8 protein-coding genes and 1 pseudogene are annotated in these 15,589 nt (G+C 54.4%); 5 read left to right on the top strand and 4 right to left on the bottom strand.

Annotated elements, in window-relative coordinates; translation table 11 throughout:
• Positions 1–33: 33 nt before the first annotated feature.
• Positions 34–946, top strand: a pseudogene (locus ABH912_RS15570) (SDR family oxidoreductase).
• A gap of 77 nt (positions 947–1,023) precedes the next feature.
• Here ABH912_RS15570 and ABH912_RS15565 read toward each other — a convergent pair.
• The 3 genes from ABH912_RS15565 to ABH912_RS15555 all read right to left on the bottom strand — a co-directional run bounded on the left by ABH912_RS15565 (position 1,024) and on the right by ABH912_RS15555 (position 4,435).
• Positions 1,024–1,791 (bottom strand): N-acetylmuramoyl-L-alanine amidase, encoded by a 768-nt coding sequence (locus tag ABH912_RS15565; protein WP_429511074.1) that lies wholly within the window; start codon positions 1,789–1,791, stop codon positions 1,024–1,026.
• 387 nt (positions 1,792–2,178) lie between these two features.
• Positions 2,179–2,430 carry a bacteriocin immunity protein gene (locus ABH912_RS15560; RefSeq protein ID WP_429511073.1) on the bottom strand — a complete coding sequence of 84 codons (252 nt, stop codon included), beginning with the start codon at positions 2,428–2,430 and terminating at the stop codon, positions 2,179–2,181.
• Between the two features lies 1 nt (position 2,431).
• Positions 2,432–4,435 carry an S-type pyocin domain-containing protein gene (locus ABH912_RS15555; RefSeq protein WP_429511072.1) on the bottom strand — a complete coding sequence of 668 codons (2,004 nt, stop codon included), beginning with the start codon at positions 4,433–4,435 and terminating at the stop codon, positions 2,432–2,434.
• A 682-nt stretch (positions 4,436–5,117) separates the two neighbouring features.
• Between ABH912_RS15555 and ABH912_RS15550 the strand changes: the two genes are divergently transcribed.
• The 4 genes from ABH912_RS15550 (at position 5,118) to ABH912_RS15535 (ending at position 14,672) form a co-directional block, all read left to right on the top strand.
• A complete protein-coding gene (locus ABH912_RS15550; RefSeq protein ID WP_033057872.1) occupies positions 5,118–6,911 on the top strand; it encodes a DUF1302 domain-containing protein in 1,794 nt (597 codons plus the stop codon).
• Between the two features lie 23 nt (positions 6,912–6,934).
• The gene (locus tag ABH912_RS15545; RefSeq protein WP_033057869.1) at positions 6,935–8,302 is read left to right on the top strand and encodes a DUF1329 domain-containing protein; all 1,368 of its coding nucleotides are present in this window, start codon (positions 6,935–6,937) and stop codon (positions 8,300–8,302) included.
• Positions 8,303–8,442: 140 nt separating this feature from the next.
• Positions 8,443–10,998 (top strand): LuxR C-terminal-related transcriptional regulator, encoded by a 2,556-nt coding sequence (locus tag ABH912_RS15540; protein ID WP_429511071.1) that lies wholly within the window; start codon positions 8,443–8,445, stop codon positions 10,996–10,998.
• 155 nt (positions 10,999–11,153) lie between these two features.
• The gene (locus ABH912_RS15535; RefSeq protein WP_429511070.1) at positions 11,154–14,672 is read left to right on the top strand and encodes a dermonecrotic toxin domain-containing protein; all 3,519 of its coding nucleotides are present in this window, start codon (positions 11,154–11,156) and stop codon (positions 14,670–14,672) included.
• 52 nt (positions 14,673–14,724) lie between these two features.
• Here ABH912_RS15535 and ABH912_RS15530 read toward each other — a convergent pair whose 3' ends face one another.
• Entirely contained in the window at positions 14,725–15,519 is a 795-nt protein-coding gene (locus ABH912_RS15530) for an IclR family transcriptional regulator (RefSeq protein ID WP_033057866.1), read from the bottom strand.
• Positions 15,520–15,589 lie beyond the last annotated feature (70 nt).

The following is a 15,589-nucleotide window of genomic DNA, read 5'->3' as shown; positions in this document are numbered from 1 at the left end:
CTCATTGTCCCTTGGCCTGCTGGAGTCCTCCCAATGAATGAGTCTGTGCGCTTCGAAGATAAAGTCGTGATCATCACGGGTGCAGGCGGCGGCCTGGGCCGGGCCCACGCGCTGCTGTTCGCCAAACAGGGCGCCAAAGTGCTGGTCAACGATCTCGGCGGCTCGGCTCAGGGCGAAGGTGCAAACGCTTCGGCAGCCGACCGGGTAGTGGCCGAAATCCGCGAGGCCGGTGGGCATCGCCGAGGCCAACCATGACTCTGTCACCGACGGCGACAAAATCGTTCAGAACGCCTTGGACACCTTCGGGCGTGTCGATGTAGTGGTTAACAACGCCGGGATCCTGCGGGACAAAACCTTCCACAAAATGGAAGACGGCGACTGGGACCTGGTTTACCGCGTCCACGTCGAAGGCGCCTACAAAGTCACTCGTGCCGCCTGGCCGCACCTGCGCGAGCAAAACTACGGCCGCATCATCTTCACCGCTTCGACCTCGGGCATTTACGGCAACTTCGGTCAGTCCAACTACGGCATGGCCAAACTCGGCCTCTACGGCCTGACCCGCACCCTGGCCATCGAAGGCCGCAAGAACAACATCCTGGTCAACGCCATCGCCCCCACTGGCGGCACCCGCATGACCGAAGGCCTGATCCCGCCGCAGGTCTTTGAGCAACTCAAACCGGAACTGGTCAGCCCGCTGGTGGTGTACCTCGCCAGCGAGAACTGCCAGGAAACCTCCGGGCTGTTTGAAGTCGGTGGCGGCTGGATGGGCAAGGTGCGCTGGGAACGAAGCCTCGGCGCGGGGTTTGATCCTCGGATTGGTTTCTCCCCTGAAGATGTGGCGGCGCATTGGCAGCAGATCTGCGACTTCGAAGGCGCGGCGCATCCGCAGGACAACCTTGAAGCGCTGAAGGAAATGATGGCGAATTTGCAGAAGTATTCGATTTAAAGGAAGCCAGCAAGGTCATCGTTCCTGACCTTGCGGGTTCTTGATATTCGGCCTCGACATCTGGTTTGCAGCGGCGATCAAGGAAAATACTTGTGAACCAATGCCGCCAGATTCGCGGCCGTTTGCGCATCCATGATCGCGTCGTACGTTTGCGGGCGAAAGTGCAGCTGAAAGGCCCTGACCAGTTGTGAGAAGCCTTGTTCGGTTGACGCACGGGAAACGTCATACCCGTAAGTCTTGAACAGTTTGAGCAAGTCGCTTCGGACTGGAATGCCGGTCTCGTTGTATTGCTGCAGATAGGCGTCTCGGGTGGCATCGTCGAACCAGGCACCAATGCCTTTCAAGTAAAGGGCATGCCAGGGGAATTTCGGCCCTGGGTCACTCTTGCGGCCGACCGCAATATCCGAGTGTCCCAGAACAAGGGTCGGGCTGATGTCCGGGTAGCGCTCAAGGATGTTCAACGCCAGCTCTTCAATGGCGGCAATTTGTTCTGGCTGATACGGCGGAAAGTTGAAAACCCCTTGGCTATACGTTGCACGGTTGACGATTTCAACGCCGATAGACGTGTCGTTCAGATTGCTTCGATTGCCCCAGGTACTGACGCCCGCATGCCACGCACGCTTGGTTTCGTCGACGAGACTGAACACTTCCTGCCCGGTATAACCTGCTTTCAAGTAGCTCGGATCGGTGATGTCGGGAACCAGATAGTGGGCACTGACATTCGGACCGGTCAGTGCGTTGACCGAACTGGAGAAGTTACCGGCTGTGTAGTGAAAAATCAGAAAGCGTATTCGGGAGTTGGAGCTTTTGGTGGCGCGGTATTTGTTGTGGTCGATGGATTTCATGAAAAGAATGCTCGCAATTGAATTAGGTTGGAGTCAGCGCGCAATTACAAAAGAATGGCTGCCTTGTTTTTAACCTTAATCGTTGGGGCGATTCGCGTGATTACAAAACTGTGTAGTCGCTTTCCTAGAAGTGTGTAGGTGGTAGATAGTCTCTCACTGGTTCGCATGAATACTGGCTGCGAATGGGCCATGTCAGTTGGGAGCGAAGCCTGGGTGCCGGCCTTGTGCCGTGAGTCGCGGGGACGCGGCTTGGGACCAGTGGGGTTTCAGGCATGCGTTTTGTCTGTGACGAACTCAGTCGGATAGTCGCCTATAAAAATAGCCGCTGAAAATGCAGCGGCTGAAGTCGGGTTTGCACTTGGTTTTAATAGTCATCGCGTTTCTTTGTTATTCGGTTTTGAACCCCGGCTTTCCGTTTTTAGCTCGCCAGACTTTTACTTTTTTAATGATGGCTTCGGGGGTGGAGTCTTCGTCTGAGTCTGCGTAGTAAATTAAGTCAGAACCGTCTGGATGCTCCGTCAGCTCCTCAAACAAAAGTACTGCAGCTATTTGTTCTTTTTCAGTCGGGTATTCCGATCTGCAGATCTCAGTTAAAAATTCAAGAAATTCTTCTTCGGTGTAATCGGAAATGTTGCTCATGTCAGTTTCCTCCTTTGTGTAGTTCTGAGTGTCGTTTGGGAGTGACAATTCGGATGTTTTCGATATCGTAGATCTCGCCACCTCTAGAAACACGGTTCAAATGGTGTAACTCAAATTTTACTTTGCCACCTGACCTGTCGTCTTTTCTCGAAAAAGGGGCTCTTCCGTTTTTCATTTCTTGAATATTGTTGGCAGTAAACTGTTTGGATAACTCAGAATCGGCAATTGCAGCTTTCCAGAGAGCTTCTCTAAAAGCCCTGAAACTCGAAAAATTCTGTCCTCGAAGTTTATCCGCAATCTGATTGGGAATCACCGCTCCATTATCTTGCGAGGCTGATCCCAGCCAAATACCCAATACTGGCTCTCCATACCCACTGGCCACTCCGGGATCATCCCGCCGATCCCGGAACATCGTGTAGATCGGAGGAATACCAGATTCAGCCGGAAAGACATTGATGAAACCACCAAAGCTGTAGAGATCCAGTTCCGGATATTCATCAAGTCTTCCTTCCAAAGGGGCCGGAGTAGTGCCGTTGTAAATGAAAATCCTCGACTCGCGAGCTGGAGACGTTGTTGATGCGTTTTTTTGCTCAACAATCGGCGTCCAGGTCATGCCGATAGAAGGGGCATCTGGGCTGTAGGACCTGTAAATATTCAGGCCTGGATCGAGAGTTGCAAGCCGCACCAATACCTTGGAAGGTACCGTCGTTCCGTTTGTGGCGGCGACAACGAACTCTATAGTGTCATCCACCGTTCTCGAGCCGATGGATACCGGCAATTCGATTTCCCCACTGGCCTCGGCGATGGCGTGTAAGTCATCGAGATCGTCGGGAGTGAGATCCGAGAGCGGGACGCTCAAAGCGTAGAGCTCGCTGTTACTAAGTGGCGAGGGGAACAGGAGCGCCGCAAATCCGCCAATTACCACACCGGTAGACGTGGTTAATGCTGCAATAACTGCTGCTACTGCCAATCGCAGTGCATCCTTGATTGCCAAAGCGTTATTCGCAGTTGTAAAGATGCTTCCTGTTGCTACGGTAAATACCGGAACTACCGAAGCAGCTGAACCCGATACGGGGAACAGGCGATGGGCTTGGTCGGTATCTAACGACTCCGACCAAGAACCAAGATATTTCAATCGTACATCCTGTTCTGCACGGCTTTTGGCAGCAGCTTCCTCTGCTGATCTCTTCTTTTGATCTTTGCGGGCCTCTTCAGCGGCAACACGTTGCGCTTCTTGTTCTGCCGCCAATCGAGCCCGTTCGGCGGCAACGCGTTGCGCTTCTTGTTCTGCCGCCAATCGAGCCCGTTCGGCGGCAACCCGTTGGGCTTCATGTTCCGCTGCTTGCTGCCTTTGTTTTTGCGCATGCGCAGCGGCAAGAAGGTTCTGCACATGGACTTGTTTGTTATTTAAAAGCTGAATTTGCTCTGTCAGTAGTTTTGCAGAGTAAGCAGCTTTGTAGGAGTTAGCCCATGTTGTATAAGCTGTTCCATAAGGCTGTACAGTTTTCTCCAGACTTTCTACCTTGGCGATATAGTCTTTTGCTGTTGCATTGAGAGGGCTGTGCCCGTAGAACGCGTTGGCGAGCCCTGTTTGTACATGCAGTTCAGCTGTTTTCTGCTGAATTAAAATATTACTGATGTTCAGTTCGTGTTGGTGTACCTGTGTCTGTGTAGCTGTTGCAGCGGGGTATTGGGTTTTAAAATTTTCGAATTCGACATCCGTTGCTCTTGGCAAGTCCTGGGATTTCGCCGCGTAATCGTTTTGTGCTGACTTCTCCGTAGCAAATACGTTCCTCAGAGTTTGACTTCTTAAATGTTCCTTATATGTAATTCCAGGGCCTATTCCTCCTGGTCGTGTCGGTGGAACGCTGAACCCACCGCCATTTGGGTGCTTTCCAGGTTTTGGTTGTTTTCCAATATAAGTTGTTGGCAATTCAATGGTAGTGCTTTGTCCAACAATACTAGTTGCCGGTAATTCGTGCGGGGGGCCGTGTTTTCCTGACATTTTGGATCTTCCATGAACGTAATTAATCGGTGGTGCTGAACAAGCTTACGTCAGGGAGGGTGAGGCTGGGTCCGAGAAAGTTGTAGGTGGTTTCTATTTGGACTGTGCGCAGTTGTTTACTGTTTTGTGTGTGGGGAGATTGGTCTTTATTTTATGTAAGAATATTCTCTAGTTGTCGAGCAGCACTTGCTCTAACAAGGGGAATTCAGCAATGGGACAAAACTCGCCCATAAAAAAGGCCGCTGCAAACGCAGCGGCCAAAGTAAGACGATTGATCAAGGAGCAATAAATCAACGTCAGTGAACACAGGGCGATGAGTCGAATAGCTTCAATTCATCTGAAATCTTTCGCTAATGGCGTGGACTGGCCACCGCCATCGCTTCGTGCTTCCCGGCCTATTGCCGTGAAAGCCCGGCAAGAATAAGGCCTTGAGTCAAAAGGAAAAATAGCGATTCATGACATGAACTGTTGCAGCATGAGCAACAGTGGCAACAAGCCTCGCCCACACGCCATGCGCTGCGTTGATAACCCCCCATCCAGCCCATCCATAACCCGCGCATATCCCCGTCCCATGCGGGCATTCATCCTTTGGAGGTACATCGTGAATACCTCCTTGGTGCGCTTATCGCTCCCCACGTGCGGCAGTAGGGTGGGGCCTTCTGTCACTCACCGGGGAAGACGCATGACAAAAACAACAATGCGCGCCATCTTCACGCCGCAAGCGCTCGCCGCGGCGGTTGCCTTGGGTTGCTGTGCCCAGGCGCAGGCTGTTTCATTCAACATTGGCGAAATCGAGGGATCGTTTGACTCCTCGTTGTCCGTCGGCGCGAGTTGGGGCATGCGCGATGCCGATAAGTCGTTGGTGGGTATCGTCAACGGCGGGACCGGTCAGTCTTCGACTGGTGACGACGGCCGGCTGAACTTTAAGAAGGGTGAAACCTTCTCCAAGATCTTCAAGGGCATTCACGACCTCGAACTGAAATACGGCGATACCGGTGTGTTCGTCCGCGGCAAGTACTGGTACGACTTCGAGCTGAAGGACGAAGACCGCGAGTTCAAGCAGATCAGTGACAGTAATCGCAAGGAAGGCGCCAAGTCCTCCGGGGCGCAGTTGCTCGACGCCTTCGTCTATCACAACTACTCCATCGCCGATCTGCCGGGCACTGTGCGCGCTGGCAAGCAGGTGGTGAGTTGGGGTGAAAGTACCTTCATCGGCAACTCGATCAACAGCATCAACCCGGTCGACGTTTCTGCGTTCCGTCGTCCCGGCGCTGAGATCAAGGAAGGCCTGATTCCGGTGAACATGCTGTTCGCCTCCCAGGGCCTGACCGATCAACTGACCGTGGAAGGTTTCTATCAACTGGAGTGGGACCAGACCGTCGTCGACAACTGCGGCACCTTCTTCGGCAACGACGTGGTGGCGGATGGTTGCAACAACAACTACACAGTCGGCAGCCCGGCGATTGCACCGTTGGCGCCGGTGGCGGCAGCCTTCGGTCAACCGATCCAGGTGACCCGCGAGGGCGTGGTCGTGCCCCGTGGCGGCGACCGTGATGCGCGGGACTCGGGGCAGTGGGGCACGGCGTTGCGCTGGCTCGGTGACGATACCGAGTACGGCCTGTATTTCATGAATTACCACAGCCGTACGCCGACCGTCGGCACCACCACCGCGGGCTTGTCGACGCTGGCCAGCCTGCCGGGCATGACGCGTGCGGCCAACCGTCTGGCGCCGGGCAGCGGTGCGGGGCTGGCGCAAAGCGTGATGCTCGGACGCGGTCAGTACTACCTTGAATACCCGGAAGACATTCGTCTCTACGGCGCGAGCTTTTCCACCACCTTGCCTACCGGCACGGCGTGGACCGGCGAGATCAGCTATCGCCCCAACGCTCCGGTGCAAGTCAACACCAACGACCTGACCCTGGCCTTGCTCAACCCGATCGCAGGCGGTGCGGCATCGCCTATCGCGACCACGCCAGGTACCGACAACAAAGGCTACCGCCGCAAGGAAGTAACGCAGGTCCAGAGCACTCTGACGCACTTCTTTGACCAAGTGTTGGGTGCCCAGCGGCTGACCCTGGTCGGCGAGGCGGCGGTGGTGCACGTCGGTGGTCTGGAGTCGCGCACCAAGCTGCGTTACGGCCGTGACTCGGTCTATGGCCAGTACGGTTTTGGTGGTGATACCGACGGTTTCGTCACCTCGACCTCCTGGGGCTACCGCGCCCGGGCGATCCTTGATTACGCCAACGTGATCGGCGGGATCAACCTCAAGCCCAACCTGTCTTGGTCCCATGACGTCGCCGGCTACGGCCCCAACGGTCTGTTCAACGAAGGCGCCAAGGCGGTCAGCGTCGGCGTCGATGCCGACTACCGCAACACCTATACCGCGAGCCTCAGTTACACCGATTTCTTCGGCGGTGACTTCAACACCCTGGAAGACCGTGACTTCCTGGCGCTGAGCTTCGGCGTGAACTTCTGATCTGGCTGAGAAGGATGATTGTAATGCGCAAGATGATTCTGCAATGCGGCGCCCTGGCCTTGAGTCTGTTGGCTGCCAACGTGATGGCGACGGTTTCGCCAGAAGAAGCCAACAAGCTTGGCACCAGCCTCACGCCGCTGGGCGCCGAGAAGGCCGGCAACGCTGATGGCTCGATCCCGGCCTGGACCGGCGGCATCCCGAAAAACGCCGGCGCGGTGGACAGCAAGGGTTTCCTGGCTGACCCGTTCGCCAGCGAAAAACCACTGTTTACCATCACCGCTGCGACGGTCGACAAGTACAAAGACAAGTTGTCGGAAGGCCAGGTGGCGATGTTCAAGCGCTACCCGGAAACCTACAAGATTCCGGTCTATCCGACCCACCGCACCGTGGCCTTGCCCCCGGAGATTTACGAGTCGGCCAAGCGCAGCGCACTGAACGTGAACAGCATCAACGACGGTAACGGCCTGGCCAACTTCACCGGCAACCGCTACTACGCCTTCCCGATTCCGAAGACCGGCGTCGAGGTGCTGTGGAACCACATCACCCGCTATCACGGCGGCAACCTGCGACGCATCATCACTCAGGTAACCCCTCAAACGAACGGCAGCTACACGCCGATCCGCTTCGAGGAAGAGATCGCCGTGCCGCAACTGATGAAGGAACTGGACCCGGAAAAAGCCGCCAACGTGCTGACCTTCTTCAAGCAATCGGTGACGGCACCTGCGCGTCTGGCGGGTAACGTGCTGCTGGTGCACGAAACCCTCGATCAGGTGAAAGAGCCGCGTCTGGCCTGGATCTACAACGCCGGCCAGCGTCGTGTGCGTCGCGCACCGCAAGTGGCTTATGACGGGCCGGGTACTGCGGCTGACGGCCTGCGCACGTCCGACAACTTCGACATGTTCTCCGGTGCACCGGATCGCTACGACTGGAAACTGGTCGGCAAGAAGGAAATGTACATCCCTTACAACAGCTACAAACTCGACTCGCCGAGCCTCAAGTACGATGACATTGTGAAAGCCGGGCACATCAATCAGGACCTGACCCGTTATGAGTTGCACCGGGTCTGGGAAGTGATCGGTACGGTCAAGCCGAGCGAACGGCACATCTACGCCAAACGCCACATGTACCTCGACGAAGACAGCTGGCAAGTGGCGCTGGCTGACCACTACGACGGTCGCGGTCAGCTGTGGCGGGTGGCCGAGGGTCACGCTCAGTACTACTACGATCACCAGACCCCGGCCTACACCCTCGAAGCGCTCTACGACATCATTGCCGGTCGATATATTGCCCTGGGCATGAAGAACGAAGAGAAGCACAGTTTCGAATTCGGCTTCGAAGCCAAGGCTGCCGACTACACGCCATCGGCCTTGCGCGCCGAGGGCGTTCGGTAAGGGTTTTGATACATTGGCAGTACAAAAGGCGACCGGGTGGTCGCCTTTTTTATGGCTGCCAATCAGCGCGCTGAATACTTCTCAACAAGCGAGTCAGAGAGGGCTAGGGTTGCCGGACAATTATAAAAAGGCACGCCGCAATGACCGCCATGATCCCGTGTCTGGACCGTTCTGGATTCCTGCCCCGTCTGTCCACTCATCACCAGTCACGGGCTCGCTTGACCGAGCCGTTACTGGCCTCCACGGCCCGGGTGAAATTACTGTGCGCGCCGGCCGGCAGTGGCAAGACAGCGCTGCTCGCCGAATGCCTGTTGCAGGCACCGCCGCAGTGCCGCGTGTTCTGGTTGCCATTGTCTGGCTCGGTGTTGAGCGCGGCGGATTTTCGTCATCGTCTGACAGAAACGCTGGGGTTGGCTTCGTCGGGCGAATCCGAGTTGCTGGGGTATCTGTCACGATTGCAGACGCCCACCTGGCTGTTTCTCGATGACTATTGCCGCCTGCCAAACCCGGAGCTGGACCTGTTACTGGATCGCATGCTGGCGGTCAGCAGCCCGATGTTGACCTGGTGGCTGGGTGCTCGCCGCCGGCCGCAATGCAACTGGCCGCGCTTGCTGCTTGATGATGAGTTGTATGAGTGCGAGCACTCCACGCTGGCGTTTAATCAAAGTGAGATCGCCAAGCTGTTGCGGCATTTGGCACCGGCCGAGGCCAATACTGTCGCCGGCAAGATCATCCAGCGCAGTGGTGGTTGGTGCGCCGGTGTGCGGATTGCGCTGTTGCAAAAATGCGACTGGTCACACAACAACACACCCGTTGGCCGAATGAACACCTTGCTCGATTACCTGGAGCACGAGTTGTTTACCACGTTGACGCCGGAGCTGACCGAAGCCTGGCGGGTACTCGCCCATTTACCGCGATTCAATGCAAGGCTGTGCGATCACCTGTTTGGCGCGGGTGAAGGTGCGCAATGTTTGAGGACGTTGCAAGAACTGGGTTGTTTTATCGAGCCTTGGCAGGACTCGGCAGACTGGCTGCAGATTTTCCCACCACTCACCCAGTTGATGCGCGATGAGCAATGGCCGGCGGGACGTTCCTGGCATCGTCGTGCCTGCCAGTGGTTTGCGGCCGAACTCGATTGGAAAGCCGCCTTCGAACAAGCACTGCTGGCTGAAGAGTTCGAGGTCGCCGTCAGCCTGTTGCAGCATTTCAGTTTCGAGCACCTGTTCGAGGAACAGACGGTTGTGCTGTTGTTGCGTTTGCATGAGCAACAGGGCGAGGAGCTGATGTTCGGGTCGTCGCAACTGGTGGGGTTGATCACTGCAGCCTTGCTGTTCGCCGGTCGATTCGAGCAAGCGGCTGATTGCATCGAGCATCTGTCCCGATTCACCCCTCAGCCGTCGGCGTTCTTTCAGCGGCAATTGATTGCGCGCTGGCAGGCCCAGCAAGGTTGGCTACTGCATTTGCAGGGGCGCATGGAGGGGGCGCGCGCGCATTTTCTCGACGCGCTGACCGTGCTCGGTCCTGACCTCTGGCCCGTACGCTTGATGTGCCTGTCGGGTTTGACGCAACAGGCCTTGCTGCGGGGTGAACTCGATGTGGCGCAGGCGATAAACCGCGATGCGTTGTGCCTGGCGCGAGCACAAGGCTCGCTGGTGTTCGAAGGGCTACTGGAACTCGATCACGCGCAACTACTGGAGCAACGCGGGGCGCTCGGTCGTGCAGAAACACTACTTGCCAACATTGCTGATCTGCTCCGTGAACAATCAACCCGTTCCACACCCTTGCTCGGCCGAATCGCCCTGCGTCGCGGGCGTTTGGCTTTGTGCCAGGGGCAAGACGAGCGGGCAGCGGAATTCTTTCAGGCAGGGTTGGATATTTGTTTGCGCAACCACGACAAGCGCGTGCTGTACGGCTTTCTCGGTCAGGCGCAACTGGCAGCCAATCACGGTGACTATGGGCAAGCCTTTGTGCGGCTGCGCGATGCCGAGCGATTGATGCAACAGCGACAGATTCCGGACACCGTTTACAGGAGCGTCCTGTTGCAAGTCAGCAGTCATTTCTGGTTGCAGCAAGGGCGGCCGGAACTGGCTCATGAAGCGTTGACTCGTGTATTGCGTCACTTTCGCGGACCGCACGCACGTCAAGCGCCACCAGCGACGATGGAGCTGATACCGCGTATCGAGTACCTGCTGGTTTTGGCGGAGGTTCATCTGCAACGAGCGCTCGAGCCGCTGACCCTGCTCAAGCAGTTTGCAGATCGTGCAGAAGCCGGCGGCGCGCAGGGGCTCGAAGCCGAGTTGCACCTGGCGATCGCGGAAGTCGCTTTTGTTCAGGGCAACTTTGCTTTGGCCAGAGAGGTTCTTGAGCAAGGTCTGGAACTCGTTCGTCGTTGCAACTTGCCGCTTTTATTGAGCCAGCTTCGTTTGCGGCAGCCGAATCTGTTAGTGGAACTGGGGATGATCGACTGCTTGGCAGAACAAACTGATGCAATAAGTGACGATAACCCGCTTAGTCTGCGAGAGACACAGGTGTTGACATTAATTGCGTCTGGTCATTCGAATCAGCAGATTGCAGAACAACTTTTTATTTCATTGCATACGGTAAAAACTCACGTGCGGCGAATTCACGGAAAATTAGGTGTGGAACGCAGAACTCATGCTGTTGCCAAAGCCCGATTGTTGGGTTTGTGGCAGTAGAGTGCTGAGGGGGGTAATACTGTAACTTAAACGTACTACATGAGTTGAAAGGAAGTTTGGCTTTATTTGTGGGTGGTGTCTGATTTAGCTTGATGGCAAGTGGGTGAGGTTAAAAGCTTCACTCCTGCAATTAAATAATTCAGAGAGTATTGGTTATGGATGATCAGAAGATTTTAAATTCGCAGTTTAAATTGGCTGAAGTGAATGAGGCTATTAAGCAGTTGTCTAGTCAGTTGGCGAATGCTCCTTCGTTCAAAGGATTTCTTCAGGACTGTGTGTTGAAGGAACTTCAGCGACTGGATCCGGAAGTGTATGCCAGCAGGGTTTTTATCAATCGGCGCGACAGTGCTTCTGCGTCTGCCAAAGAGCCAGCAGGCGTGCTGAATGACGTAGTTATGGAGTGTCTGTTACGCGGGCATGCACCTGTTTATAACGCCGCTGAGTATGGTGTATACGACTGGCGTGACTCGACGGCTGAAGAGGACCGCCACCCTGTTCTGGATATCGTAGCGGTTGGCAAACTGATCACAGAACTACTCCTGAATCTGCCGGAAAAGTACGCTGCAGTTATTGACCGGTATTGGGCTGCCTCTCAGGGGGCCGACGCCACAGGGCGACCATTGTCTACGCGTAAAAGCATATTGCGAACCCTCTATGTCAGGCTTTTCTGGCGTGAGTTGGCCGTCATGGCAGCGGAGGGTGGTTTGACACCGGACGACGAAAAGCAAGTCAATGAGTTGTCCAGCCCTCTGCTTCCCAGCGCGTTTTATGGTGTCTCGGTTCAGTTGCACAAAGGAGGCTTCGCGGCATTGGCTTCGACCTTCGTCATGCGCCTGGATGGCCAGTCGTTGGGGGCGATTATCCCGGCGACTGACAGTGCAGTGATTCTTTATACACCGAGTCGAGGTGTGGAGAAGTTCGCTACTTCGCGGGCTCTGCATGAGGCACTCAAGAAGCGTCTGAGTGAGCCGGACCAGCGGGCAGAGCTCCTGAAAGGCCTTTCGTCCGATGACGTAGATCAGGTCAGCAATAGTCCTGATATTCGTTATTCGAGAATTGATGAAGATGTATTTTCGGCTTGCATCAATGCCGCGCTGAAGAAGCAACGCGCCAATATCGTTGGTCAGCTACGGGAAATGAACGGCTCGCGTTCGGATAACGAAAAAACGGTGCAGGCAATTGGCTCAATGCTGCACCTGGAAGAGATGACCAAGGATGCCAAAGGTCGTGCCGCCGTTTTCATTAAGTTGATGTCGAGAAATGCCCGGCCAGAATGGTTGAAGGAGAGTTATGAAACTAATCAAGAAATTTATGCGTCCCTTGAACAGGTATTGCTTGAAAGCGAGGTGAAGCTTCATGAAGCGACTAAAGTTGCTTCAACGTTTAAAAACTATGTTCACGGAATTGTAGAAGATTTCATTTCGTCAGGTACAGATGAACGTATTGATCCAGACACCATCTTTGTGAGCGTTCGGCATACTGTTAAATTAGCGGACGGAAAAAAAGTAGAGCACAGTGAGCGAAAAACGCTGACTCAGGCTTTCATGTACGGTACTCATGATCAAGAGGGACAGTATGTGGTGGTTCTAGAGGAGTTCTATAACAACCCAAGGTTAAGTCCTTCTAATATTGTGCGAGCGATTCAGTCGTTAAATCTTCGTGTGGCGTATAACATGGCGAGACAACGGGTTTATTCCCAGGATCACGTCGTCGAATCGATGCGGGAGCGCTTGGGGCGAAAGACCGCCCTGACAATGTTCGGCGCCATCTTGCAAAAACATGTTACCTCGGTCGCTCAGGACATAGTGCAGCGTTACAACTTCGGCGATCCGTCCGTAGAGACAACCGGGATTGCGCTGCGGGCTAGAACCAAACCGATGAAAGATTTGATGGTGTATCGGAGAAAAAGTGCCGATGTCAATAAAAGCACTCATGTACTTTATGCACCGGGTTTTCCGACGGGGCAGGAGTGGTTTCAGTTTCCTGATTTGAAAAGCTTACAACATCAAATGGGTCGTTGGGCTTTTGACAAAGAAGGGCAGACCTATTTGAGGGAGAAGGGGTATTCAAGTGAAAGAGAAGAGTTGGAAAAAATTTATCACGTAGAAGAGCCGAGCTTGATGTTGCAAGAGTGGTGGTGGTCCTCGATCCAACTGACACAGTGGATCGAAGATAGTCCATTAAAAGGGAGTGTTCAGAATATAATCAGCTGGGAGGCTGGCGAGGTGGAAGTCGCTACGCCGCGGTGGTACAGGGACTCGAATGTGGCAGATCAGCTTCTGTTGAACCGCTTAAATACAGACTTCAAGGCGATTTATCAGATTTCCAAAGACAATCTTGATATTGAGCCATTCCATAAATTCGCTCGAAACCTGGTGATGAAGACTCTGAATGAGTACCTGAGTCGCTCCGGGTCTCATCCGGAAATTGATCCTGATGAGGTGTGGGTGAAGTTTCACGCTGATTCGAAAATCAGTTTGACCAACTTGTTCATCCAGTGGCAGTTGTGGCGCAGTGATATCTCGATCTTTGAAAAGATTTTCTTCAATAGCTATCCTTTTGGCGAAAGAATTCTCGACCTCAAGGAACACCTCAGAAAAGCATCGTTCTGGACTTTTTCCAATCAACCCATTGCGGCGCTGAATGCAAAAGTAATTAATGACGTCATTGATCTGATGCCAGGTGAGAAATACATTGAGTATCTTAGGGACAAATTTCTGCGTGCTCCGGATGTTGATTTGAAGGTGAGCCTTTATCGCAAGCTCAAACAAAATGAAATGTTCAGGTCGGCACTCACGCAGAAAATGAAAGGTCAGATGTCGCAGGAACAGTTTAACTGGTTGAAGGGTTTGATTGACGGTTTTGATCGAGACATACCTCATGGGGGTTACAATACCGCAGGTGGTAACCCGGGCATTGGGGTTTACGAATTTACGCTTGAAGGTCGCAAACTGGAGGGCGCCTATGTCTTCGGTCGTAGGGTTAACGGTCGCGAAGAATTTATTATCTATGTGCCTGGTATGTCCTATGGCGGAGACTTCTTTCCTGTCGAAGAGTTAGTCGCTCGATTGAACGGTGCCTATAATTACAAGAGTATTTTGAAATTAGCGCGTCTGAAAGATCAAGGTGTCATTCAAAACAAAATAGACAGTTACAGTTCTTGGAAGTCTCCGCCCTTATTGTCTGCGCCTGTGCTAAAGAATAGCTATCAGGTAAAGAGTTTTAAGGGCGAGTACCAATCCATGATCAACCGTTTTATTGCCGATGTGGACTATCAAACAACAAGCCCGGCTGAAGCGATATGGCAGGAAGCAAAAATCCTGATTGATTTGGCGCTCGATGTGGTGTCGATGTTAATCCCGCCGGTTGGCGTTGTGGTGAGCGTGCTGCGAATCACTCACTCAGTCGTCTTGGGAATAATTGCTTCCAGCGAGGGGGATGACAAGGCAGCCAACGCCTATTTTGCCTCTGCCTGGAGAGCGGCTATTATTCTGTACATCGGTAAAGTCGCTTCGGTAGGAGCTCCTGTTAATGCTGTTGGCCTACTGTCCAGCATCAAGGATATTGCCGACCTCGTCTCGACTGTAACCGGGGTCCCGGTAGGCATCAGCTATATAACGGCAGTCGCCGTTCCACAACACGACGTGCAGAGCACGACTCGATTGATAGGTTAATGCAGTGATCAATAGGCTTGGCAAAACCCAGGCGTCGAACTAAAACTGCATTTCAACAATGGATGGGAGATGTCTCATACCCCATCCGCCAACTAACGGCCCGCGTCGCCGCCAACAACCGCTGCGCCGCCGGGCCGTTTTCGTCGGCGTGAAACAACGACGCCGGGCCGACAATGGTCATCACCGCCGCAACGTTCCCGACAGCATTGAATACCGGCGCCGACAACGCATCGACCCCCGGCATCAGCAAACCATGCACATGATGCAGACCGCGTTCGCGGATCTGTTCGCACAACGCCTTGTAGGCCTGATCATCCGCCAGCGCATGGGGCGAACCGCTCTGCAGTTCCTGCTCACGCAAGTCCTCGGTTTCACGCTTCGGCAGATAGGCGCCGAACACCAGCCCCGTGGACGAACTGAGCAACGGCAACACCGAGCCCAATTGCGTCACCACCGTCACCGCGCGGACCGCCGGTTCGATATGCACCACGGTCGCGCCCTGGTTGCCCCACACCGCCAGAAAGCAGGTTTCGTTCAGTTCATCGCGCAACTCGGCCAAGGGCAGGGCGCCGACTTTCAGCACGTCCATACTGTTGAGTGCGGCGAGACCGACACGCAAGGCTTCACGGCCCAGGCCGTAATGGTTGGTGGCCGCATTCTGTTCAGCAAAACCGCTGGCAATCAGCGCCTGCAAATAACGGTGAACCTTGCTTGCCGGCATCTGCACGTGTTCGGCCAGGCGCGACAGTGAAGTTGATGGCGACAACTCGGCCAGGGCCTTGAGGATGTCGGTGCCGACCTCGGCCGAGCGGACTTTCTGTTTATCGTTGCTGCGCGGCGTTTCCATGGAGGCGGTCTGATCCCGGGACGAATGGGCGTCTTTATAGCTTGACGGTCAATACCAATCAAATTACGTT

The organism is Pseudomonas sp. BT76 TE3572 (assembly GCF_050435365.1).
Taxonomy (GTDB): domain Bacteria; phylum Pseudomonadota; class Gammaproteobacteria; order Pseudomonadales; family Pseudomonadaceae; genus Aquipseudomonas; species Aquipseudomonas fluorescens_W.
Note: the sequence above shows the minus strand (reverse complement) of the source record. Positions and strands in the feature narration are given on the sequence as shown.